General features: G+C 70.0%; 22 protein-coding genes, 3 tRNA genes and 1 pseudogene. 16 read left to right on the forward strand and 10 right to left on the reverse strand.

The window, feature by feature from the left end; genetic code table 11:
* Nucleotides 1-9 precede the first annotated feature (9 nt).
* The 5 genes from AB0K02_RS25835 (at nucleotide 10) to AB0K02_RS25855 (ending at nucleotide 3603) form a co-directional block, all read left to right on the forward strand.
* Nucleotides 10-561 (forward strand): DUF3566 domain-containing protein, encoded by a 552-nt coding sequence (locus tag AB0K02_RS25835; protein WP_307717786.1) that lies wholly within the window; start codon nucleotides 10-12, stop codon nucleotides 559-561.
* 82 nt (nucleotides 562-643) lie between these two features.
* Nucleotides 644-717 (forward strand) — tRNA-Ile (locus AB0K02_RS25840).
* A 236-nt stretch (nucleotides 718-953) separates the two neighbouring features.
* On the forward strand, nucleotides 954-1088 hold the full coding sequence (locus AB0K02_RS25845) for a DLW-39 family protein (RefSeq protein WP_003958712.1): 135 nt from the start codon (nucleotides 954-956) through the stop codon (nucleotides 1086-1088).
* 545 nt (nucleotides 1089-1633) lie between these two features.
* A complete protein-coding gene (locus tag AB0K02_RS25850; protein ID WP_365994906.1) occupies nucleotides 1634-2077 on the forward strand; it encodes a hypothetical protein in 444 nt (147 codons plus the stop codon).
* Nucleotides 2074-3603 carry a hypothetical protein gene (locus AB0K02_RS25855; RefSeq protein WP_365994907.1) on the forward strand — a complete coding sequence of 510 codons (1530 nt, stop codon included), beginning with the start codon at nucleotides 2074-2076 and terminating at the stop codon, nucleotides 3601-3603. Before AB0K02_RS25850 ends, AB0K02_RS25855 begins: the two co-directional genes overlap by 4 nt.
* Before the next feature lie 22 nt (nucleotides 3604-3625).
* Here the strand turns inward: AB0K02_RS25855 and AB0K02_RS25860 are convergent, their stop codons facing one another.
* Complete coding sequence (locus tag AB0K02_RS25860; protein ID WP_365994908.1) at nucleotides 3626-4972, reverse strand: protein kinase; 1347 nt, start codon at nucleotides 4970-4972, stop codon at nucleotides 3626-3628.
* 46 nt (nucleotides 4973-5018) lie between these two features.
* Nucleotides 5019-5567 (reverse strand): DNA-binding protein, encoded by a 549-nt coding sequence (locus AB0K02_RS25865; RefSeq protein ID WP_365994909.1) that lies wholly within the window; start codon nucleotides 5565-5567, stop codon nucleotides 5019-5021.
* Nucleotides 5568-5758: 191 nt separating this feature from the next.
* Here AB0K02_RS25865 and AB0K02_RS25870 point away from each other — a divergent pair.
* Both AB0K02_RS25870 and AB0K02_RS25875 read left to right on the forward strand, forming a co-directional pair.
* Nucleotides 5759-5831 (forward strand) — tRNA-Ala (locus AB0K02_RS25870).
* A gap of 547 nt (nucleotides 5832-6378) precedes the next feature.
* A pseudogene (locus tag AB0K02_RS25875) lies at nucleotides 6379-6699 on the forward strand (DUF6344 domain-containing protein); the annotation flags it as partial.
* 226 nt (nucleotides 6700-6925) lie between these two features.
* On the opposite strand, the gene AB0K02_RS25880 reads toward AB0K02_RS25875, so the two are convergent.
* Entirely contained in the window at nucleotides 6926-7594 is a 669-nt protein-coding gene (locus AB0K02_RS25880) for a DUF5324 family protein (protein ID WP_365994910.1), read from the reverse strand.
* A 273-nt stretch (nucleotides 7595-7867) separates the two neighbouring features.
* Between AB0K02_RS25880 and AB0K02_RS25885 the strand changes: the two genes are divergently transcribed.
* Nucleotides 7868-8401, forward strand: a complete 534-nt coding sequence (locus AB0K02_RS25885) for a peptidylprolyl isomerase (RefSeq protein ID WP_365994911.1) — start codon at nucleotides 7868-7870, stop codon at nucleotides 8399-8401.
* A gap of 93 nt (nucleotides 8402-8494) precedes the next feature.
* On the forward strand, nucleotides 8495-9391 hold the full coding sequence (locus AB0K02_RS25890; protein WP_365994912.1) for a rhomboid family intramembrane serine protease: 897 nt from the start codon (nucleotides 8495-8497) through the stop codon (nucleotides 9389-9391).
* Nucleotides 9392-9652: 261 nt separating this feature from the next.
* Here the strand turns inward: AB0K02_RS25890 and crgA are convergent, their stop codons facing one another.
* A complete protein-coding gene (gene crgA, locus AB0K02_RS25895; RefSeq protein ID WP_365994913.1) occupies nucleotides 9653-9910 on the reverse strand; it encodes a cell division protein CrgA in 258 nt (85 codons plus the stop codon).
* Between the two features lie 141 nt (nucleotides 9911-10051).
* Between crgA and AB0K02_RS25900 the strand changes: the two genes are divergently transcribed.
* Genes AB0K02_RS25900 through AB0K02_RS25925 form a run of 6 tightly spaced genes read left to right on the forward strand, consistent with a single transcriptional unit; the run spans nucleotide 10052 to nucleotide 14496 of the window.
* Complete coding sequence (locus AB0K02_RS25900) at nucleotides 10052-10819, forward strand: DUF881 domain-containing protein (protein WP_365994914.1); 768 nt, start codon at nucleotides 10052-10054, stop codon at nucleotides 10817-10819.
* Between the two features lie 52 nt (nucleotides 10820-10871).
* Complete coding sequence (locus AB0K02_RS25905; protein ID WP_365994946.1) at nucleotides 10872-11573, forward strand: class E sortase; 702 nt, start codon at nucleotides 10872-10874, stop codon at nucleotides 11571-11573.
* A gap of 30 nt (nucleotides 11574-11603) precedes the next feature.
* Nucleotides 11604-11804, forward strand: a complete 201-nt coding sequence (locus AB0K02_RS25910) for a hypothetical protein (protein ID WP_307717988.1) — start codon at nucleotides 11604-11606, stop codon at nucleotides 11802-11804.
* Nucleotides 11801-12439, forward strand: a complete 639-nt coding sequence (locus tag AB0K02_RS25915; RefSeq protein WP_365994915.1) for an aminodeoxychorismate/anthranilate synthase component II — start codon at nucleotides 11801-11803, stop codon at nucleotides 12437-12439. The genes AB0K02_RS25910 and AB0K02_RS25915 overlap by 4 nt, the downstream gene beginning before the upstream one ends.
* Nucleotides 12436-13779: a class E sortase gene (locus AB0K02_RS25920; protein ID WP_365994916.1), complete on the forward strand. Its 1344-nt coding sequence runs from the start codon at nucleotides 12436-12438 to the stop codon at nucleotides 13777-13779. The genes AB0K02_RS25915 and AB0K02_RS25920 overlap by 4 nt, the downstream gene beginning before the upstream one ends.
* A gap of 39 nt (nucleotides 13780-13818) precedes the next feature.
* Nucleotides 13819-14496, forward strand: a complete 678-nt coding sequence (locus tag AB0K02_RS25925; protein WP_365994917.1) for a class E sortase — start codon at nucleotides 13819-13821, stop codon at nucleotides 14494-14496.
* 74 nt (nucleotides 14497-14570) lie between these two features.
* Here AB0K02_RS25925 and pknB read toward each other — a convergent pair whose 3' ends face one another.
* The 6 genes from pknB to AB0K02_RS25955 all read right to left on the reverse strand — a co-directional run bounded on the left by pknB (nucleotide 14571) and on the right by AB0K02_RS25955 (nucleotide 22683).
* Nucleotides 14571-16589 (reverse strand): Stk1 family PASTA domain-containing Ser/Thr kinase, encoded by a 2019-nt coding sequence (gene pknB / locus AB0K02_RS25930; RefSeq protein WP_365994918.1) that lies wholly within the window; start codon nucleotides 16587-16589, stop codon nucleotides 14571-14573.
* Nucleotides 16590-16756: 167 nt separating this feature from the next.
* Nucleotides 16757-18217, reverse strand: a complete 1461-nt coding sequence (locus AB0K02_RS25935; RefSeq protein WP_365994919.1) for a penicillin-binding transpeptidase domain-containing protein — start codon at nucleotides 18215-18217, stop codon at nucleotides 16757-16759.
* Nucleotides 18214-19638, reverse strand: a complete 1425-nt coding sequence (locus AB0K02_RS25940; RefSeq protein WP_365994920.1) for an FtsW/RodA/SpoVE family cell cycle protein — start codon at nucleotides 19636-19638, stop codon at nucleotides 18214-18216. The genes AB0K02_RS25935 and AB0K02_RS25940 overlap by 4 nt, the downstream gene beginning before the upstream one ends.
* Before the next feature lie 26 nt (nucleotides 19639-19664).
* Entirely contained in the window at nucleotides 19665-21158 is a 1494-nt protein-coding gene (locus AB0K02_RS25945) for a Stp1/IreP family PP2C-type Ser/Thr phosphatase (protein WP_365994921.1), read from the reverse strand.
* Between the two features lie 141 nt (nucleotides 21159-21299).
* Nucleotides 21300-21809, reverse strand: coding sequence for an FHA domain-containing protein (locus tag AB0K02_RS25950; protein WP_365994922.1), 510 nt, complete (start codon nucleotides 21807-21809; stop codon nucleotides 21300-21302).
* Nucleotides 21810-21819: 10 nt separating this feature from the next.
* Complete coding sequence (locus AB0K02_RS25955) at nucleotides 21820-22683, reverse strand: DUF3662 and FHA domain-containing protein (protein ID WP_365994923.1); 864 nt, start codon at nucleotides 22681-22683, stop codon at nucleotides 21820-21822.
* Between the two features lie 336 nt (nucleotides 22684-23019).
* Between AB0K02_RS25955 and AB0K02_RS25960 the strand changes: the two genes are divergently transcribed.
* A tRNA-Leu gene (locus tag AB0K02_RS25960) sits at nucleotides 23020-23106 on the forward strand.
* The last annotated feature ends 70 nt before the right edge of the window (nucleotides 23107-23176 follow it).

Below are 23176 nucleotides of genomic sequence, written 5' to 3' on the forward strand. Positions count from 1 at the left end.
GGGGCCACAGTGACGGACACCCGGGGGCCTCAGCCCCCTCACCAGATGTTCGGCGGCGAGCAGCCCGCTCCCGCCCAGCCCGGACAGGCGTACCACCCGCCTCAGGCGTATCCCTCGCCGGGCGGCGCCCAGGGCGGTCAGTCCGCCTCGGCGGTGCGCCGGCCGCGTACGGGTGCCAGTACGACACCGCGTACGCGCAAGGCACGGCTGCGGGTGGCGAAGGCCGACCCGTGGTCGGTGATGAAGGTCAGCTTCCTGCTGTCCATCGCCCTGGGCATCTGCACCGTGGTCGCGGCCGCGGTGCTGTGGATGGTCATGGACGCGATGGGCGTCTTCTCGACGGTCGGCGGGACGATCAGCGAGGCCACCGGCTCCAACGAGAGCAACGGCTTCGATCTCCAGTCGTTCCTGTCGCTGCCGCGGGTGCTCATCTTCACCTCGGTCATCGCGGTGATCGATGTGGTGCTCGCCACAGCGCTGGCCACCCTCGGGGCCTTCATCTACAACCTCTCCGCCGGATTTGTGGGCGGTGTGGAGCTCACGCTCGCCGAGGACGAGTAGCGCCGGAGCCGGGTCCCCGGAATCCGATTTTGGCGCTGCACCGCGTGTGCGCTAATCTTCAGAGGTCAGCGCGCAGCGCGGAGGGGCTATAGCTCAGTTGGTTAGAGCGCATCCCTGATAAGGATGAGGCCACAGGTTCAAATCCTGTTAGCCCCACAGTGCACAGGCCCCCAGCCGGATCCGGTTGGGGGCCTTCTGCTTGCCCGGTCGGGGCGCACCGTCCATGATCGGCGCGGCCCCCGGCGGCGGCCGGGCCGATCGCTTTGCCGCGGCCCCCAGTTGAGGCGGGGCCGGGTCTCGGGGGCGGCCCGTAGGTCACCGATCGGTATCGGTCGGTGTGTATAGTCGGGCGCCAGAAGTCCTCATACGTCAAGGAAAGACGAGGTCGCGCGGTGAAGAAGCTTCTCCTGGTCGCACTGGCCGCCATCGGCGGGCTCCTCGTGTACCGCCAGATCCAGGCGGATCGCGCCGAGCAGGATCTGTGGACGGAGGCGACCGACTCCGTGCCCGCAGGTTCGGGTGTGTGAGACGCAGTCCTTGGATCATGGGCCCCGGCCGCGGAAGCGGCCGGGGCTTCGTGCTGCGAGGGCCGGTAGCGCGCCGGGCGGCTGACTGCGGGCTGTGGCGCGACCGTGACGCAATGCCCTTGAGTTCGCTGCGGCAAATCGTTAGCTTGCGAGAGCAAACATGAGTCGTGGGATGGGGTCGCGCGTGACATCGGTGGTGACGATCGGCGCGGCGCTGGACACGGCGGAGCCGGCCACGTGGGAGCTCTCGGGGGAAGGCAGGCCCAAGGGGTGCACCGGCACACGGTCCGCACCGTCTGTGCGGCCCCTCGGCAGGGCGGCCCTGAAGCGGGCCGTACAGGCCCTGCGGCTCAAGGAGGACGCTCCCATCGGCGCGTCGCCCCAGAAGGCTGCCGAGCACCCTTCCCGAGCCCGCGGACGGTGCTGTCGGCCGCGCTCACTCCTGCCGTCGGGCGCATGCCCGGCCGGAAGGCTTCGGGGCGTTGCGACCGGGCGGACCGCTTCCGGCTCGTCGTCGAGCGGAAGAGCCGGGCCGGGGACAGCAGTTGCGCCGCGACGGGAAGTTCTCCAACGGGCCGGTCCTGAACGGTTCGTCGGCGGCGCGGTCCCACGGCGCCACCCAGATCGTCACCCCGGCGCGGGCGCCGGTCGGCGCCGGCACCGGTGAGTCGTGCCCTCGGGCCCGCGTGGCCGTTCTCGGCGACCGGCAGGCCGGGCCGCAGCGCGACGCACCCCTGCCTGCGGGCGGTCCGGGCGAACAGAGGGACAAGAAGGGTGATTCGCCCGCCCGCGCAGACAGCGCGGGCGCCGACGGGGCAGGATGGTCCGGCGTCGCGATCGCCGCGGCGGCGGGCGGCGGCGCCGTCCTGGTCGCGGCCGTGGCGGTCGCCCTGCTGCGGCGCAGGGCCACGGCGGCCACCGGCCCGTCCGGCGGGCCGAGCCCGGCGGCGGGCTCGTCGGACTCATCGACCACAGGGAGAAACGCGTGAAGAGGCAGCGCGGCAGGGGCCGGGTGACGCTGGCCGCGATGGCGGCGATGTGCGCCGTGGCGGCGCTGCCGGGGCAGGCGTGGGCGGCGGGCGAACCGAGCCCGTACACGTTCGACGACGAGGCGAAGCCCGTCCAGGGCACGCCGGTCAACAGCAACGGCCCGGAACTCACCGCCGGTTCGACGTACAAGGACAGCATCAAGCCGGGCGAGAAGCGCTACTACCGGATCGACCTCGACGCCGCGTCCAACGCCTACGTCTCGGCGGTGGCCGTCCCCAAGCTGGGGACGAAGGTCGCCTACGCCGACAAGCTCGAAGTCAGCATCGAGGACCGGTCGGGCTCCGAGTGCAGCGACGGTGAGGCCACGTTCGGATCGGCGACGTACGCCCGCCCTGTCGCCGACTACGCGACCCGGCGGATCGAGGAGGACGGCACCAGCTGCCAGGAAGCGGGGGCGTACTACGTCCTCCTGGAGCGTACGAGCGAGGCCACGTCGACACCCGAGCCGTGGGATGTGGAGATCCGCTTCCTGACCGAGCCCGGGTTGAAGAAGGCCGCGCCCACGGAGGCGAGGGAGAACTGGCCGTCGGCTTCGCCCGCGGTGCCGGGCGGCGGTCCGCAGAAGCGGGCCGGAGGCACCGGCTTCCACGACGCGACCAGCCTCGAACAGGGCGAGTGGCAGGACGAGATCGCGCCCGGCCGGACCCTCTTCTACCGGGTGCCGGTGGACTGGGGACAGCAGCTGTTCGTCAGCGCCGACATCGGCAACAGCCCTTCGGGTGACGCCCGCGAGAGCGTCGGCAACGCCATGACGGTGGCCCTGCACAACCCGGCCCGGGGCCTGGTGGACGAGGACAGCAGCGTCTACTACGACGGCAAGCAGAAGTCCATGGCCCTCGACCCGCTGCCGCCGGTCGCCTACGAGAACCGCTACGACTCCGACACCAGTGCGGCCGCCATGCGGTTCGCCGGCTGGTACTACCTCTCGGTCACGCTGAGCCCGGAGATGGCCGAGGCGTTCGGCGAGAACCCGCTGCAGCTGACGCTGCGCGTGAACGTGACCGGTCAGCCCAGCACAGGGCCCGCCTACGACGGTCCGGCGGGCGACTTCCAGGTCACCGAGGACGACCTGGCCGCTGCCGGCAGCGGCAAGAACGCCGACGCCGCGGAGAAGAGCGGCACGATGGCGGTCGTCGCGGCGGCGGGGATCGGCGCGGGGACCGTCCTGGTGGTGGGGCTCGTCGTATGGACACTGCTCGCACGGCGGCGGGGCGGGGCCGCGGAGGGCCCGGCCGCCGTCCCGGCACAGGGACACGCGCCGGCGCCCCAGCAGTCCCAGGCGGTCCATGCCGTCCAGGCGCAGGAGGCGCCGGCGGCCGCCGCGTACGGCCCGCCGCCTGGCTACGGGTACCCGGGCGCGCAGCCGCCGCAGAACCCGCACGCGCAGCCCCCGCAGGGACCGCCCGGCCAGGGCTACGGCTACGGCTACGGCTACGGGCAGTACGGACCGCCGCCCGGCCGGTAGGCGGGAGTGCGGCGGTGCCGGCTCAGGTCTGGGTGAGCGCCCAGATGCCGACGGTGAAGCACAGCAGAGCGACGATCAGAACCGGGACCGCGACCTTCGGGGGCGGTCCCGGCCTCTTCTGGGCGGCGGAAGGAAGGGCCCCGGAGTTCCGCGCGGCGGAATCGGGAACCTGCTGGCGCGGGGCGGTGTAGGCCCGGGTGGAAGGCTGTTCGTACGGCACAGGAGCGGTAAGGGCCTGGGAGGGCTGCTCCTGCGTCGGCGCGTGGTGGGGGGAGACGGGATGCGCCGGTACGGCAGCGGGGACCGGGCTCGGCGTGGAATCCGGCGGGACCGGCACGGCGGCCGGAGCGGCGGGCTGGACCGCGTGCGACTGCGGTGGGGAGGGCTGCTGCGGGGGCGGGGCCAGGTGGAAGCTGCCCGTCTGCGAGGCCGGGGCGGGCTGCGAGGCAGGGGCGGCGGACGGCGCCTGCCGGGGCGTGTCCTCGGCGGACTCGGGCCCATTCGGGCCGAAGCCGGCGGGCAGCGACCCGAGTTGGTCGAAGATCTCGACCGGCTCCTCGTCGGCCGTGGCCTCGGGCAGCATCTCCACGGCGGAGGTGAGTGCCTTGCGCGCGCCAGTGGCCGTACGGAAGCGGGCCTGCGGATCGGGTTGCAGCAGCCCGGCGAGCACCTGCCACAGCGGCTCGGGAATGCCCTGGGGGGCGCTCGGGGTGCCGTGGTTGGCGAAGTGCTCGATCAGCGCCTGGGAGTCGGGCTTTTGGCCCTGCAGGAGATACAGCCCGACGAGACCGACGGCGAACAGATCGGCGGTGAAGTCCGGCTCCGCGCCCATCATCTGCTCGGGCGCGAAGTAACCGGGCGTACCCACCACATAGTTGGTCTCGGTCAGCCGCGGCTCACCCTTGCGCATGGAGATGCCGAAGTCGGAGACCCGCAGGTGCGGCCGGCCCGTTCCGGTGGCCTCCATCAGGATGTTGGCCGGCTTGATGTCGCGGTGCACGACCCCCTCCGCGTGCACCGCGGCGAGTCCGGACAGCAGCTGATCGAGCAGGGTGCAGACGAAGCGCGGGGGCAACGGGCCGTAGTCGCCGATGACGTGCGCCAGCGACCCGCCGCTCACCAGGTCCATGGTGAACAGGACCTTGTCGTCGTCCGCGGCCCAGCTGGCCGGGGCCAGGACGTGCGGGTGATCGATCCGCAGCGCCTGCTCGCGCACGAAGCGGAGCAGGGTGTGGGCGTCGCTCTGCTGCAGAACCTTCGCCGCCACATAGCGTCGGCGCCGGTGGTCCCAGGCGCGCCAGACGGCTCCGACACCGCCGCGTCCGATCGGGTCGATCAGTTCGTACCGACCAGCGAAGACCTCACCCATTGTGCTGCGCCAGCTCCCGGTTCCCTTGCGGCGACGTCCGCCTCGTTCAGCTCTGGTGCGACTCGTAGTGGGCGACCGCGTCGGCGGTGCGCCCGGCGCCGTACACCCGGAGGAACTCTGCCAGTTCGGGGTGGGCGGGGGCGAGTGAGTCCGCCGCATCGATGATGTCGCCCGCCGCCGCGACCGAGCGCAGCAGCGACTGGATCTCACGCACGACGCGGCGCACGGTCGGCGCCCCGGACGTGCCCGTGGACTGGCTCGTGCCGGTGAGGACAGAGCCGCCCTGCGACTTCTTGATCTCCTCCATCCGGGCCGTGGCCTCCACGGCGCTCACACTGCCGTCGGCCACCTGACTCGCCAGCTCCTGCAGTGCCTGGACGCGCTGGACCACAGCGGGGTTGCCGATCTTGGCACGCTGGCCGCTCATCAGCTGGGAGAGCATCGGAGCCGACAGACCGAGTACGCCCGCGAGCCTCGCCTGGTTGAGACCGAGGTCGTCGATCAGCCTGCGGAAGAGCGCCCCCAGCGGCTCCCCGTACCAGCTGCGCTGCAGTTCCCGGGCTCTTGCGGTCGTCTCCTGCTGCGCTGCGTCCATTGCGTCTCCCCATCGCTTCCCCAAAGCGGCTTCGCTGCTGCGAACCTCGTGGTGCATCTTACGGAGCGTGTCCAGGGACCGGGAGTCCCATCGGGAGTCCCAATCCTTTTGCAGAATCACGGGGGTGACCCGGTACTCTGGTGCGCGACGGTGACCGAGGAGCGTGCCTCTCGGTCATGGTCACCTTTCCCGGGGCCTTAGCTCAGTTGGTAGAGCGCTGTCTTTGCATGGCAGATGTCAGGGGTTCGACTCCCCTAGGCTCCACAACCTCACAAGACTCCCCTGATCTGCGAAAACGCGGATCAGGGGAGTTTTTCATGGGGCGCGGCGGTCCCGGCGGGCAGCGAGGCGCCCGTCGTCCGGCGACCCCGTCGAGGAGCAGGCTCGTCACGAACGGCCGCATGAGGGGGGACCGAACTCCCTGAGGGCGCCGGGAGCAACTCCGCGGCCGTGCGTCGCCGGATGCTCCGTCCGGCTCGTGGGGCCCTGCACACCGTCGCACGCATGGGGCACCTGCGCGGCGAGGACGCCGCCGCACCGGAGTCCGGCCGATCTCTGCCTGGCAGGCGCGGGGCGGCGTGGCCGCTGATCAGCAGGAACCGGGGCGGGGAGGCCCCTGAGGGACACGCGCTACACGACCGCGTCGTCCCGCGCATCTCGTGCGCGGCCCGTCCACGGCGTCGCGGGATGGGCCACACGGGTGGTGTTCATCCGAAGAACTGCGCGGGAACGGCGTCGCTCCCACACTCCTCGAGATGCGTACACATCATGAGAAAGGTATGTAAAGCGCTCAACCCGAAAGCGAGGGGTCATGGCCGCCTTCAAGGTCAGGAATCTGTGGACCGCGTTCCTCACCGCGTTCTTCGCACTGCTTGCCTCGGTGGGGCTCACCACCGCCGCCGCTGCCGCGTCGCAGCCCGCCGCCCGGACGCCCGACGAGCCGGTGAAGGCCCGTCCGCAGGCCTCCGTCGCCGTCCTGCCGGCGCAGAAGAGGAGGGCGGCCACGACACGCTGGCTTCCCACAGCCCGGGGCCGGTCGCTGCCGCCCACGATGAAGCAGCGCATCGGCGCCGAGGCCCATGGCGCCTCCCCGGCCACCAGGCACCTGCGCGCGCTCGAAGCTGAGGCTGCCGACATGACCGAGGCCGATGCCACGCCGGCGGTCTCCTCCGCCGCCGCCCCCGCCGACGCGGCGCACCCGGCCGGCTCCCGGCGGACGGCCCGCACGACGCTCACCGCACGCCCCGCGACCGGTGCCCCGGCCGCCGCTCCGGCCCGTTCGTCCTACGCCGTAGCGGCGTGAGGCGCCGGGAGCGTCCTTCTCTCCCGGCGCCACCGCCCACGAGGACGGGACACGTTCAGCGATTCTCGTCGCGGTCCGCCGACTCCGCATCGTCCTGCTTCATCCGGACCTCGGGATCGAGATCGGACGGGGTACTGCCGTCGACGGACGACAGCGGGGCCTCCGTGGCTGCGGGCGGTTCCACCAGCCAGTCCGGGTTCGCCTGCTTGTCCCACCACTTCCAGGCGGCGAAGGCGCCGCCGGCCAGTACGCCCACCACCGCGACACCCTTGAAGACACGTCCGGCCCTGGACCGCCGTTCGTGCTTCCTCACAAGCTTCCTGATCTCCTTCGCCGTCACCTGTCCGCGCAGAGCGGCCAGAGCGGCAGCAGAACGGGCCGCGGCCTCCGCCCCCACGGGCTGGGCGACGGCCATCGCGTGCCCGACACGCGGAACGGTGTAGTCAGCCGCCTGACGCGCGGCCCTCCGGGCCTGTACAGCAGCCCGGTGCGCGGCCCGGTCGACCTTGGGCGGCACATGCGGCGCCACACGCGCGCCGTACTGAACACGGGCCTGAGCAGCGGCCTTGGAGACTTTTGGCGCGAGCCGTACGCGGGCTTCGCGCGCATAGAGCGTGGCCTGGTCCTTGGCCGTGCCGGCGTAGGGCGCCACCACTTCCGCGGCGTGCAGCACGCTCTCCTTCGCCGTACCGGTCGCGGCGCGCACGCTGTCCATGCGGGTCACGGGATCCTCCTCCTCGGTGGCGTTCTGGTGGGCCTGGGGTTTGTCCCCAGTTGGGCAAAGTTCCGCCTTTCCACCCGATTGAAAATCATGCCTGTTGAGCGCTCCCCCGGCATGCGGGGCGGGCATCCGGGTCATCTCGGGACCTTGCGGACGTCCATGTCACCGTTCGGGCCGAAGCGCGCCTGTGCGACGGCTACCCGCCGCCTTTCCGTCTACGCCGCCCCGCCGTGCGAGGATCGGGGGACGTCAGAGAAGACTTACGGAAGGCAGACCGTGGCCGAGCAGCTTTACGCCACCCTGAAGACCAACCAAGGCGACATCGAGATCCGGCTTCTGCCGAACCACGCCCCCAAGACGGTGAAGAACTTCGTCGAACTCGCGACCGGCGAGCGCGAATGGGTCCACCCGGGTACCGGTAAGAAGTCCACCGACAAGCTGTACGACGGGACCGTCTTCCACCGGGTGATCAGCGGCTTCATGATCCAGGGCGGTGACCCCCTGGGCAACGGCACCGGCGGCCCGGGCTACGAGTTCGCCGACGAGTTCCACCCGGAGCTGGCCTTCGACAAGCCGTACCTGCTGGCCATGGCCAACGCCGGCCCGGGCACCAACGGCTCGCAGTTCTTCATCACCGTGGCGCCGACCGCGTGGCTGACGCGCAAGCACACCATCTTCGGCGAGGTCTCGACCGACGCCGGCAGGAAGGTCGTGGACGCCATCGCGGCCACCCGGACCAACCCGCGCACCGACCGTCCGCTCAACGACGTCGTCATCGAGTCGGTCGTCGTGGAGAAGCGCCAGAGCTGACCCCGCGGGATTCCCGTACGGGAACCTTTTCGCCCTGTCCGTCCGTAAGGATGGGCAGGGCGGTGTCGCGAGCCCACCAGACGAGGGGACCTCATGGACCAGGCGCCAGGCAGTCCGCAGGAGCCGCAGGACACCCATGGCCTGCCCGGCTGCTACCGGCACCCGGGCCGCGAGACGGGCATCCGCTGCACCCGCTGCGAGCGTCCGATCTGCACGGAGTGCATGATCAGCGCCTCGGTCGGCTTCCAGTGCCCGGACTGTGTCCGCACCGGGTCGGGCACGGGCCACGCGCCCGACGCGAACCGGCCGCGCACGATCGCGGGCGGGACGGTCGCGGCGGATCCGCGCCTGGTGACGAAGGTACTGCTGGCGATCAACCTCGTGGTGTTCGTCCTGGGCGCGGTGAACGACCGCCTGGTGGACGCGCTTGCCCTGGTCGGCCAGTGGCCGCCCGCGCCGTTCCTGCCCGCCGAGGGCGTCGCCGAGGGCGAGTGGTACCGCCTCGTGACGTCGATGTTCCTGCACCAGGAGATCTGGCACATCGCGTTCAACATGCTGGGTCTGTGGTGGCTGGGCGGTCCGCTCGAGCAGGCTCTCGGCCGCGCCCGGTATCTGGCCCTGTATCTGATCTCCGGGCTGGCCGGCAGCGCGCTCACGTATCTGCTGGCCGATCCGGGGCAGGGTTCGCTGGGGGCCTCCGGCGCGATCTTCGGCCTCCTCGGCGCCACCATGGTCCTCATGCGCCGGCTGCGCTACGACATGCGCCCGGTCGTCGCCCTGCTGGCGATCAACCTGGTGATCACCTTCTTCTGGCCGGGCATCGCCTGGCAGGCCCACGTCGGCGGTCTGATCGCCGGGGCGGCCCTCGCCTACGGGCTCGTCCACGCCCCGCCGGGCAAGCGGCGCACCCCGGTCCAGTTCGGCGTGTGCGGGCTCGTCCTGCTGGCCTCTCTCGTGGTCGTCGTGGCGCGGACCCTCGCGCTCACCTGACCCGCGGCGGCATCTTTCCCCAAAGTTGTCCACAGCGAGTGGCGGATCTTGTGCATGCTGTGGGGAACAAGCGTGCCCCCCGCCCCTGACCTGGGAATTCCCGGTCGGGGCGAGGGGGCTTTGGCTTCACCGGCCTGGCCGAAGCAGTCACATCGGCGTCAACGTCCGGAGGGTTATCCACAGATCGTCTGACCTTTTCCCCTGCTGTGGACAACCGTGTGGATAACTCAGGGCAGGGCTTGACGGCCGACGGCGCGGACGCTACTTCCACTGCGTGGAGACACCGAAGCCCGCGGCGATGAAGCCGAAGCCCGCGACGATGTTCCAGTTGCCGAAGCTCTTGACCGGCAGCTCGCCCTCGGTCACGTAGAAGAGAACGATCCAGGCGAGTCCGATCAGGAACAGCGCGAGCATCACCGGCGCGACCCAGCCACGGCTGGTCAGCTTGATGTTCGTGGCCTGCTTCGAGGCCGGCGGCGGCGTGAAGTCGGCCTTCTTGCGGATACGTGACTTCGGCACGAGGGACTCTCCTGTCGATGCGCTTGCGTGACCGCGCAGGTAACTGTGGCTGGCGCCGGGGCCGGCGCGAGGGGGACCATCGGCTCCCCCGGGCGTCCGTTAGCGTAGTGCTTCCGCGGTGCCGAAGGAGATAAGGGTACGTTGCGCAATTCTGCCGACTCCCCGCAAGGGGCGGTTCGCCGCAGCAGGTGGCGGCCCGTCCGGCTGCTCACGGCTGCCGTTTTCGCCCTCGCCGGGCTGATCTTCGTCACGAGCTTCAACACCGCCAAGGGCACGGATCTGCGCACCGACGACTCCCTGCTGAAGCTCTCCGACCTGATCAAGCAGCGCAGCGCCGACAACGGCGACCTCGAGGAGTCCACCGCGGCCGTACGCGACGACGTCGACGCACTCGCCCAGCGCGACGACGGCTCGACCGAGGCCGAGGACGCCAGGCTCAAGGCCCTGGAGGAGTCCGCGGGCACCGAGAGGCTGAGCGGCAGGGCCGTGACCGTCACGCTCGACGACGCCCCGCCGAACGCGCAGGCCGCTCCCGGCTACCCCGAACCCCAGGCCAACGACCTGGTCATCCACCAGCAGGACCTGCAGGCCGTGGTCAACGCGCTGTGGCAGGGCGGCGCCCAGGGCATCCGGGTCATGGACCAGCGGCTGATCTCCACCAGCGCCGTACGGTGCGTGGGCAACACGCTGATCCTCCAGGGGCGCGTCTACTCTCCGCCTTACAAGATCACCGCTGTCGGTGACCAGGAAGCGCTCAAGAAGGCGCTCGCGAAGTCACCCGCGATCCAGAACTACCAGCTGTACGTGGAGGCATACGGCCTCGGCTGGAAAGTGGACGAGGACGAGCGGGTGACTCTTCCCGGTTACTCGGGCACAGTGGATCTCCACTACGCGAAGCCCGCCGGCTAGCGCTCAGGCCGCCCGGAGGGCGCCGCCCGGTCGGTGGAGCCTGGGGGTGCACGTGAAAGTGCGGCTGCTGGTACGGACCTTCAGCGAACTGTGCATCACCGCGGGCACGTTGATCGTGCTGTTCGTCCTCTACGTGATCTTCTGGACCGGTGTCGAGGCCGAGGGCGCGACGGAAGGACAGATCGACCGGCTGCGGGACAGCTGGGCCGGGGCCCCGGTGGCGACTCCCTCGCCCGACCGCACGAGGCCGGCCGCTCCCGAGGAGTACGAGCCCGGGAAGCCCTTCGCGGTCATGCACATCCCGCGCTTCGGGAAGGACTGGCACTGGCCGGTCCTCGAGGGCACCGGCACGGAGGTCCTCAAGAAGGGGCTCGGGCACTACGCGGGGACCGCCGCCCTGGGCGAGACGGGCAACTTCGCGGTCGCCGGCCACCGTCGCACGTACGGCGACCCCTTCAAGGACTTCCCCCGCCTGCGCGCGGGGGACGCCGTCGTGCTGACGGAGGGCACGACGGCGTTCACCTACCGGATCGTGAAGGCCCCCTACCGCACGCTGCCCACCGACATCGGCGTCATCGCGCCCGTGCCGGATCCGGTCGAGGCCGACGCCGCCGGATTCGACGGACCGGGCCGCTATCTGACGCTGACCACGTGCGAGCCGGAGTGGGGCAGCAGCCACCGGCTCGTCGTCTGGGCGCGGCTCGACGCGACGCGGCCTGTGACCCACGGCGAACCGCGGGCTTTCCACAGCTGACCCCCGCGGCCCCCGCCGCCCTTTAGTCTGGTGCCGTACCGAACGGAAAGGGACGGCATGTACGGCTGGATCTGGCGGCATCTGCCGGGGAACGCATGGGTGCGGGCGCTCATCTCGCTCGTGCTGGTCCTGGCGGTCGTCTACGTACTGTTCCAGTACGTCTTCCCGTGGGCGGAGCCGCTGCTCCCGTTCAACGACGTGACGGTCGACGGTGAGGGAGCGGCCCGATGAGCGCACGCATCCTCGTCGTCGACAACTACGACAGCTTCGTCTTCAACCTCGTCCAGTACCTCTACCAGCTCGGCGCCGAGTGCGAGGTGGTGCGCAACGACGAGGTGTCCCTGGAGCACGCGCAGGACGGATTCGACGGCGTGCTGCTCTCCCCCGGCCCGGGCGCGCCCGAACAGGCCGGTGTCTGCATCGACATGGTCCGCCACTGCGCGGCCACGGGCGTGCCCGTCTTCGGCGTCTGCCTGGGCATGCAGTCGATGGCGGTGGCCTATGGCGGCGTGGTCGACCGCGCGCCCCAGCTGTTGCACGGCAAGACCTCGCTGGTCACCCACGAGGGCAAGGGCGTCTTCGCCGGGCTGCCGTCGCCCTTCACGGCGACGCGCTACCACTCGCTGGCCGCCGAGCCCGCCGACCTGCCGGCCGAGCTCGAGGTGACCGCCCGTACCGCCGACGGCATCATCATGGGTCTGCGCCACCGTGAACTGCCCGTCGAGGGTGTGCAGTTCCACCCCGAGTCCGTCCTGACCGAGCACGGCCATCTCATGCTCGCCAACTGGCTGGTGCAGTGCGGCGACGCCGGAGCCGTCGGGCGTTCGGCAGGGCTCGCACCGGTGGTGGGCAAGGCGCTGGCGTGAGCGCCGTGCGCCCCGGGCACGAGCACGAGCAGGGGGACGGGCGGCGGTACGGGGGCGAGGCAGGGCCCGGCTACGACCCCTTGACGGACCCCCTGCCCCCGGGCGAGCACGCTTCCCCCTGGTTCCGCACGCCGGCCGCCCCCGCGGGGCAGGAGAGCAGCCAGTCCCTGCCGTACCCGGAGCCGCCGGCGGCAGGGGAGCCGGTCGACTGGTACGACCGCGAGGGCTACCGCCAGGACTGGTACGGCTCCGAGCCCGTACGGGAGCCGGAACCGGCCGGGCCACGGACGCCGTCGCACGCCCCGGTCCCACCGCATCCGACGGTGCCCGGGACCGAACAGGCCGCGCCGCACACGGAGCTGTTCGAGACCGGGCAGGCCCCGGCGGAGACCGCCGTCTTCGAGACCCTGCCCCCTGGCACCGCGGCCGACGACCGCGGGCCCGCGGTTTCCGCCACCGCCCCGGTCACCGACGACGAGACGGTGGCGCTGCGCACGTCCGACACGCGCCGCGCGGCCGAGGTGCCGACGGGGCCCGGCCGGGCCGATCGGCGCCGGGCGGCGAAGGGCAGGGGCCGCAGGCGGCCCGCCCCGGCAGTCGCCGAGAAGCCCGCCGGGCCCGCGAAACCGATGTCGCGGGTCGAGGCGAGACGGGCGGCCAAGGCGGCGAAGGACAGTCCGGCCGTCATCGCCAGCCGCGCCATCGGCGAACTGTTCATCACCTTCGGCGTGCTGATGCTGCTGTTCGTCACGTATCAGCTGTGGTGGACGAACGTGCTGGCGGGCCAGCAGGCGGACAAGGCGGCGAACAAGATCCAGGACGAGTGGTCCAGCGGCCGCAAACCCGATGCCTTCGAGCCGGGCCAGGGCTTCGCCATCATGTACATCCCGCGGCTGGACGTCGTGGTTCCCATCGCCGAGGGCATCGACAAGAACGGCGTCCTGGACCGCGGCATGGTGGGCCACTACAGCGAGGGCAAGCTCAAGACCGCGATGCCCCACGACAAGCAGGGGAACTTCGCGGTCGCGGGCCACCGCAACACCCACGGCGAACCGTTCCGTTACATCAACCACCTGGAGCCCGGCGACCCGATCGTCGTCGAGACGCAGGACACCTATTACACGTACGAGATGACGAGCATCCTGCCGCAGACCTCGCCGTCGAACGTGAGCGTGATCGGTCCCGTGCCGCCGGGGTCCGGTTTCACGCGGCCCGGCCGGTACATCACGCTGACGACCTGCACGCCGGAGTTCACCAGTACCTACCGCATGATCGTGTGGGGCAAGATGGTCGAGGAACGGCCGCGCAGCAAGGGAAAACCCGACGCACTCGTCAGCTGATGACGTCGGCCCAGACACTTCAAGACAGGAACAGGTGCAGTGGCACGTGCACGAAACCGGATCGCCGGCGCCATCAGTGTCCTCGGAGAGCTGCTGATCACCGCGGGCGTGGTGCTGGGGCTCTTCGTCGCCTACTCGCTGTGGTGGACGAACGTCCTCGCCGACCGGGAGGCCTCCGCACAGAGCAACCGGATGCGCGACGGCTGGGAGAGCAGCGGTCCCGGTGCGCTGGACACCAAGGACGGCATCGGTTTCCTGCACGTACCCGCCATGAACAACGGCGAGGTGCTGGTCAAGAAGGGCACGGACACCAAGGCCCTCAACGACGGGATCGCCGGCTACTACACCGAGCCGATCAAGTCCGCGCTCCCGTGGGACGACAAGGGCAACTTCACCCTGGCCGCGCACCGCGACGGCCACGGCGCCAAGTTCCACAACATCCACAAGCTGCGTGACGGCGACCCGATCGTCTTCGAGACGAAGGACACCTGGTACGTCTACAAGGTCTACAAGACGCTCCCGAAGACCTCGAAGTACAACGTGGACGTGCTGCAGCCGGTCCCGAAGGAGTCGGGCAAGAAGAAGCCCGGCCGGTACATCACGCTGACGACCTGCACGCCGGTCTACACCTCGGACTACCGGTACATCGTGTGGGGCGAGCTGGACCGCACGGAGAAGGTGGACGCGAAGCGGACGCCTCCGGCCGAGCTGCGTTAGAGCCCCGTACGGCACGGGAAAGCCCCGGCACCCTCAGGGGTGCCGGGGCTTTCCGCTGCTCCGGGGAGAGGACCTCAGTCGCCGTCGCCGCCGCCGATGAAGCCGCCGCCGCCGTTGTTGCCGCCGTTGTTACCACCGTCCCCGCCGCCGAACGTCGCGAGGACGATCGGCTGGGTCGGGTCGGCGGGAGTGCCGGGCGACGGGTTGGAGCCGGTCACGAGGGCGTTGTCGTCCTGAGGGTTGCCCGGGGCGATCGTGACGTTCGTGAAACCGGCCTGCGCCAGGATCTGCTTGGCCTCGGCCACCCGCTTGCCCAGGATCTCCGCGGGAACGGCGACCTGCGTCTGCTGCGGGCCCTTGGAGACCTGGAGGGTGACCTTGGAGCCCTTGGCGACCTTGCCGGCCGGCGGGTTCTGGCCGACGACCTGGTTCGCGGGCTGCTGCGAGTCGACGTCCACCCGGACCACCTCGAACTCGAGGATCTCCAGCTGGCTCTTCGCCGTCTCGAACTGCTGGCCCACCACGTCAGGCAGGTCCTGCTTCGCCTGCTTGGCCACCGTCAGCGTGACCTCGGTGCCCTTCTCGACCATGGTCCGGCCTGGCGGGTCCTGCTCGAGGACCGTGCCCGGGTCCTCCTCGGCGGACTCGACCTCCTTGACGTCGACCGTGAAGCCGTCCTCCTCGAGGAGTTCGGTCGCCGAGGTGACGTCCTTGTCGGTGACATCGGGCACCCTGACCTTGGGCGCGCCCTCCGAGATGAAGACGTTGACAGTCCCGCCCTGAGCCATCTCGCCGTCCCTGGGAAGCTGCCGGCAGATGCTGCCCTTGGGCTGCTCGCAGCGCTCGGTTCCCGCCTCGGTGACCTCGACCTTGGCGTTCTCAGCCCGTCGCTCGGCCTCCTTCAGGGTGAGGCCCACCAGCTGGGGTACCGGCACGTTGTTGCCGCCGGCGCTGTCGCCGAAGACCGACCGGCCGATGAGCACCGCGCCGATCAGGACGAGGATGCCCGCGATCACCAGCAGGATCGTCGAGGTGTTCGACTTCTTCTGGCGCCGGCGGTCCGGGCGGTCGTCGTAACCGCCGTAGCCGCCGTCGTCCGGATTCACCGGCGGGAGCATCGAGGTCTGGCCGGCCGGGTCGGCCTGGCGCAGTGCCGTGGTCGGCTGGTCGTCGGGGCCGTAGCCGCCGCCGTAGCCGACCGCGCCCATCGCCGCCGTCGCCGCGACCGGCTGGCCGTCGAGGCAGGCCTCGATGTCGGCGCGCATCTCATCGGCGGACTGGTAGCGGTAGTCCGGGTCCTTGACCAGGGCCTTCAACACGATCGCGTCCATCTCGGGCGTGATCTCGGGGTCGAAGTTGCTGGGCGGCTGCGGCTCTTCCCGCACGTGCTGGTACGCCACGGCCACCGGGGAGTCACCCACGAACGGCGGACGCACGGTCAGAAGCTCGTAGAGGAGGCAGCCGGTGGAGTAGAGGTCGGAGCGTGCGTCGACCTGCTCGCCCTTCGCCTGTTCCGGGGAGAGGTACTGCGCGGTGCCGATGACCGCCGCGGTCTGCGTCATGGTCATGCCGGAGTCGCCCATGGCACGGGCGATGCCGAAGTCCATGACCTTGACCTGGCCGGTGCGCGTCAGCATGACGTTCGCCGGCTTGATGTCGCGGTGGACGATGCCGTTGCGGTGCGAGTACTCCAGCGCCTGGAGGATGCCGATCGTCATCTCCAGCGTGCGCTCGGGCAGCAGCTTGCGGCCCGAGTGGAGCAGCTCACGCAGGGTCGACCCGTCGACGTACTCCATGACGATGTACGGGATCGAGACCCCCGCGCCCCCGCCGGGGGCGCCGTCGTACACCATGTCCTCGCCGGTGTCGTAGACAGCGACGATCGCCGGGTGGTTGAGCGAGGCGGCCGACTGGGCCTCACGGCGGAACCGGGCCTGGAAGGACGGATCGCGGGCCAGGTCGGCCCGCAGCGTCTTCACGGCGACGGTGCGGCCGAGCCGGGTGTCGTGGGCGAGGTAGACCTCGGCCATGCCACCACGGCCGAGCACCGAGCCCAGTTCGTACCGGCCGCCGAGGCGACGCGGCTCTTCCATAACCTTCCAGCCCTCTCCGTCAGTCCCGACCGCACCCGTGTGTGGTCCGCCGGTGTGCTGTTCGCGCATACGCTACCGGGCACGTACTGCTTGATCCGCCCGGTAGCGGCAGCTGATACCCGACCGGTATCGCAATGTGCAGGTATGCGGGTCGGGAGTGATCCTCGTCACTCCTGTTCGTCGAGCACCGCCTTCATCACGGCCTTGGCGATGGGCGCCGCGAGGCCGCCACCCGAGATGTCGTCGCGGCGGGCGTTGCTGTCCTCGACGACGACAGCGACGGCGACGGGGGACCCGTTGTCGTCCTTGGCGTACGAGATGAACCACGCGTAGGGGTTCTTGCTGTTGTTCTCGCCGTGCTGGGCGGTACCGGTCTTGCCGCCGACCGTCACGCCGCTGATCGCCGCGTTGGAGCCGGTGCCGTTCTCGACGACGTTCTCCATCATCTGCTGGAGGAGCTGGGCGTTCTTCGGCGAGATCGGGCGGCTCATCTCCTCCGGCTCGTTGTGCTGGATGACGTCCAGGTTCGGCGAGACGAGCTTGTCGACCATGTACGGCTTCATCAGCCGGCCGTCGTTGGCGATGGCCGCCGTGACCATGGCCATCTGGAGCGGGGTGGCCGCGGTGTTGAACTGGCCGATGGAGGACTGCGCGTTGCCGTCCCGGCTCATGTTCTTGTCGTAGACGGAGGCGGCGGCGCGGACCGGGGTGTCGATCTCCGGGTTGTTGAAGCCGAACTTCTCCGCCATCTCGACCATCTTGTCGCGGCTCACGTCGTCACCGAGCTTGGCGAAGACCGAGTTGCAGGAGACCCGCATGGCCTCGTTCAGGCTGGCGTTCTCGCAGCCGCTCGCGTGGTTGACCATCGGCGTGCGGGTGCCGGGCAGGATGTACGGCTCCGGGGTGTCGGTCGCGGCGTCGATGTCGTCGACCTCGCCGTACTCCAGTGCCGCGGCGGCGGTGACCACCTTGAACGTGGAGCCGGGCGGGTAGGTCTCGCGGAGCGCGCGGTTGAGCTTCGGCTTGTCCTTGTCCTTCTCCAGCGCGACCCACGCCTTCTCGTCCTTGGCCGAGTAGCCGGCGAAGGACGAGGGGTCGTAGGACGGGGTGGAGGCGAGGGCGAGGATCTTGCCGGTCTTCGGATCGATGGCCGCGACGGCGCCCTTCTTGTCGCCGAGCCCCTTGAACGCGGCCTCCTGGGCCTTGCCGCTGAGGGTGGTGACGACGTTGCCGCCCTTCTTCTTGTCGCCGGTGAACATCGACATGGTCCGGTCGAAGAAGAGCTGGTCGGAGTTGCCGCTGAGGATGCCGTCCTCGAGCTTCTCGATCTGGTTGGCGTCGTACGCCTGGGAGGCGTACCCGGTCACCGGTGCCCACATGGGACCGTCGATGTACGTCCGCTTGTACTTGTAGTACCTGTCGCCGCTCTCCACGGAGCCGGTGATGGCCTTGCCGTCGACGATGATGTTGCCGCGCTCGTAGGAGTAGCGCTCGATCTGAACGCGGCGGTTGAGCTTGTGCGAGTTCAACTCGTCGGCGCGGACGTACTGGAGCCAGTTGTCGCGCAGCAACAAGGCGAGCACGAGGATTCCGCAGAAGATCGCGATCCGGCGCAGGGGCTTGTTCACGGTCGGACCACCTGGGTCATCTCGGCGTCGGGGGACGGGGCGGGGGCAGGCGCGGGACGGCGCGCGGTGTCGCTGATACGGATCAGGATCCCGATCAGTGCCCAGTTGGCGATCACTGAGGAACCGCCGGCGGCAAGGAACGGCATGGTCATACCGGTCAGCGGGATGAGCCCCATCACGCCGCCGGCGACCACGAACACCTGCAACGCGAACGCGCCGGACAGGCCGATCGCCAGCAGCTTGCCGAACGGGTCGCGTGCCGCGAGGGCCGTGCGTACACCTCGCTCGATGAGCAGGCCGTACAGCAGCAGGAAGGCCATCACGCCGGCCAGACCGAGTTCCTCGCCGACGGTGGCGAAGATGAAGTCGGAGTTGGCGGCGAACTGGATGAGGTCGGAGTTGCCCTGCCCCAGTCCGGTGCCGAGAGTCCCTCCGGCGCCGAAGGACATCAGGACCTGTGTCATCTGGTCACAGGCGTTGAGCATGTTGGGGTCCTGGGCGGTCTCCAGGCATCCGAAGGGGTCGAGCCAGGCGGCCACGCGGGACTGGACGTGACCCGCGAACTGCGAGACGACGACCGCGCCGCCCGCAGACATCAGCAGACCCATGACGATCCAGCTGGTCCGCTCGGTGGCGACGTACAGCATGATCACGAACATGCCGAAGAACAGCAGCGAGGTGCCGAGGTCGTTCTCGAAGATCAGCACCAGCAGGCTCATGGCCCAGATGGTCAGGATCGGTCCGAGATCCCGGCCGCGCGGCAGGTAGAGACCCATGAAGCGGCGGCTGGCCAGTGCCAGCGCATCCCGTTTCACCATGAGGTAGCCGGAGAAGAAGACGGCGATGATGATCTTCGCGAACTCGCCCGGCTGGATGGAGAAACCGCCGACCCGGATCCAGATCTTCGCGCCGAAGACGTTCGCGCCGAGACCCGGAACGAGCGGCAGCAGCAGCAGAACGAGCGCCGCCGCCATCGAGATGTAGGTGTAGCGCTGCAGGATGCGGTGGTCCTTCAGCATGAGAAGCACACCGAGGAACAGGGCGATGCCGACGGCCGAGTACATCAGCTGGTTGGTGGCCTGCGGCGCGAAGTCGCTGCGGGCCAGCAGCCGGGGCGACTGGTCCAGGCGCCAGATCAGCACCAGGCCCAGTCCGTTCAGCAGCGTCGCCAGCGGCAGCAGCAGCGGGTCCGCGTACTTGGCGAACTTGCGCACCACGAGGTGGGCGACGCCGGCGAGCAGACCGAGGCCGAGGCCGTAGCCGAGCATGCCGGTCGGCACCTCGCCGTCGAGGGCGAGCCCGACATTGAGGTACGCGAACACCGGAATCGCGACGGCGAACCCGAGCAGCATCAGCTCGGTGTTCCGTCGGCTCGGTGCGTCGATCGCACCGATCGTGGTCGTGTTGGTGACAACGCTCATGGTGGAGAAGGCCCCCTACGGCCCTGTTACTGCTTGCCGCAGTTCGAGGCCAGCTTCTGCTCCTCCTCCGAGAGGGTGGGACCCGGAGAGGGAGCGGCTGCGTTCGGCTTGGTCTTGGAGGTCTGCGTGGTGGGCGTCCCGGCGGCGTCGTCCGCCTCCCCCTCGCCGGGCGGCGGGGTGCTGGCGCGGTCGGCCGCCTCGCGGCGCTGCTCGTCCTTCTTGCAGGCGGTTGCCTGGCGGGCGAGCTCGTCGACCTTGGCCCGGGCCTTGCCGAGGCTGTCCTCGGTGATCGTGGCCTCCACCTGCTTGCGCTGGTAGGGCGGTAGGTACTTGAGTTCGATCTCGGGGTGGTCCTTCTCCACATCCGAGAGCGAGAGCCACGCCAGGTCCTGGCTGATGCCCCGGTAGAGCGCGACGTGTTCGTCCTTCGAGCCGACGTAGTACTGGGTCTGGGTCCAGCGGTAGCCGCCGTACAGTCCGCCGCCCACGACCGCGAGGGCGAGGGCGACGAAGAACGACCGCTTCAGCCACTTGCGGCCTCCGCGCGCTTTGACGAAGTCGTCGTCCGAGAAGGACCCGAAGGAGCCTTCCGGCGGCATGCCGGCGTATCCCTCGCCGGAACCGGGCGGACCGAAGCTGCCGCTGGGAGACTGCGCCGCCGAGGGACGGCCGAGGCCCGCCGCGCGGCCGGCCGGGGTCTGCATGGCGCCGCCGTCGTTCAGCTGGTGCTGGTTCTCGGCGACCGCGCCGACGACGACCGGGATGTCGCTCAGCTGTGCGGCCAGCGTGTCCCCGGAGTCGGTGTCGAGGACGTCCGCGACGATGCAGGTGATGTTGTCGGGGCCGCCGCCTCGCAGGGCGAGCTGGATCAGGTCCTGCACGGTCTCCTGGGGGCCCTGGTAGCTGGCGAGCGTCTCCTCCATCGTCTGGTGGGAGACGACGCCGGAAAGGCCGTCGGAGCAGATCAGGTACCGGTCGCCGGCCCGGACCTCGCGGATGGAGAGGTCGGGCTCGACATGGTCGCCGCTGCCCAGCGCACGCATCAGCAGGGAGCGCTGCGGGTGGGTGGTGGCTTCCTCCTCGGTGATGCGGCCCTCGTCGACGAGCCGCTGCACCCAGGTGTGGTCCTGCGTGATCTGGGTCAGCACACCGTCGCGCAGCAGATACGCGCGCGAGTCGCCGACGTGGACGAGGCCGAGGCGCTGACCGGTCCACAGGAGTGCGGTCAGCGTGGTGCCCATGCCCTCGAGCTGGGGGTCCTCCTCGACCATCATCCGGAGCTGGTCGTTCGCACGCTGCACGGCGCTGCCGAGCGAGGTGAGGATGTCGGAGCCGGGAACGTCGTCGTCGAGCGTGACGAGCGTGGAGATGACCTCGGAGGAGGCGACCTCGCCGGCGGCCTGGCCGCCCATGCCGTCGGCGATGGCGAGCAGGCGCGGGCCGGCGTAACCGGAGTCCTCGTTGCCCTCGCGGATCATGCCCTTGTGCGATCCGGCGGCGAAACGCAGAGAAAGACTCATGCGCACCTCGCCCGTCGGCTCGCCGCTTGACTGTCGCGCCAGCCGGTCTCGAGCCACACTGCCCACCCTCCGGTCGGGAGTCCGTGCCGGTCGCCCGCGGGGACCGCTGCGACTCGCTCGCTCCGCTCGCTCATTGTCGTACTACTTCCGCAGCTCGATGACGGTCTTGCCGATGCGGATCGGCGCGCCCAGCGGAATCGGTGTCGGGGTGGTGAGCCGGGTCCGGTCGAGATAGGTGCCATTGGTGGACCCGAGATCCTCGACGATCCACTGGCCGTCTCGATCGGGATAGATCCTGGCATGCCTGCTGGAGGCGTAGTCGTCGTCCAGCACGATGGTGGAGTCGTGCGCGCGGCCCAGGGTGATCGTCTGGCCCTGGAGGGCGACCGTGGTGCCTGTGAGGCTGCCCTCCGAGACGACGAGCTTCGTGGGCGCCCCCCTGCGCTGGCGGCCGCCCGACTGCTGGCGCTGCTGCGGGGCAGCGGCCTGACGCGCCTGCTGGGGACGGGCGTCCGCCGTGCGGCGTGAGCCGCGCTGCGTGACGCGCGTCCCGAACAGGTCGCTGCGGATGACCTGGACGGCCACGATCACGAACAGCCACAGAACAGCCAGGAAACCTAGCCGCATGACCGTCAGGGTCAGCTCTGACATTGCCCCCGCTTCACCCTTCGGCTTGCCGGTAAACGATGGTGGTGCTGCCCACGACGATCCGCGAGCCGTCGCGGAGCGTAGCGCGGGTGGTGTGCTGCCCGTCCACCACGATGCCGTTGGTGGACCCGAGATCCTGGATCGTCGAGGGCGTTCCGGTCCGGATCTCACAGTGCCGGCGCGATACGCCGGGGTCGTCGATCCGCACATCGGCGTCGGTGCTGCGGCCGAGCACCAGCGTCGGGCGGGAGATCTGATGGCGTGTGCCGTTGATCTCGATCCAGCGGCGCACCTGTGCGTTCGGCAGGGCACCCGGGCCGGGTGCGCGCTGGCCGACCGCGGGGCCGGGGCGCCGGTCGCCGGGCATGCCGGGCGGCGGCGCGGCCGGCATGGGCGGCGCGCCCGCGATGGGGGTCCCCCCGCCGTAGGCAGGCGGAGGGTAGCCATAGCCGCCGCGAGGTGCGCCCTGCGGGGCGCCGGGGGCGCCGGCGTTTTGTGACGTACTCGACGCCAGAGTGCGGCTGCGCACGCGGTACAGACCCGTGTCGAGGTCGTCAGCCTTCTCCAGGTGGACCTTGATCGGGCCCATGAAGGTGTAGCGCTGCTGCTTGGCGTAGTCGCGGACGAGGCCGGACAGCTCGTCGCCGAGCTGGCCCGAGTACGGGCTCAGGCGCTCGAAGTCGGGCGCGCTGAGCTCGACGATGAAGTCATTGGGGACGACCGTCCGCTCCCGGTTCCAGATCGTCGCGTTGTTGTCGCACTCGCGCTGGAGGGCGCCCGCGATCTCGACTGGCTGGACCTCGGACTTGAACACCTTGGCGAAGGTGCCGTTGACCAGGCCTTCGAGACGCTGCTCGAAACGCTTCAGGACTCCCATGGGGCACCTCCTCCGTCGTTGTCGCCCTGGTACTGCTTACAGATCGTATCCACGCGTCGGGAAATCGGCTGGTTCCCCTTGTCTGCCCCGTCGATGAGTGTCACCTCTCACACGGATCGTAGAGGCGGCCTGAGAACAGTGTCCCGCACCCTGGGTACATCAAGGAGGAGTGGGGGCAGGCCGCTCGTCGTTCCCGCTCACTCGCCTCGTTCCCTGTTCGCTCCGAGGGACTCCGAAACAACGGATGTGAATCCACCCTGCGCAGCGTGCTAATCTTCTGCATGTCGCCAGGGGGCAGCACCGAAACCGGTGAAGCGCCCGACGACAACACCCAATGCGCGGGTGGCGGAATAGGCAGACGCGCTGGATTCAGGTTCCAGTGCCCGCAAGGGCGTGGGGGTTCAACTCCCCCCTCGCGCACCATGGAGACGGGTCTCCACCGGACGAAAGTCCCGGTGGAGGCCCGTTTCTCGTTGTTGCCCGGTTGCCGGCC

This window comes from Streptomyces sp. NPDC049597 (assembly GCF_040675505.1).
Classification (GTDB): domain Bacteria; phylum Actinomycetota; class Actinomycetes; order Streptomycetales; family Streptomycetaceae; genus Streptomyces.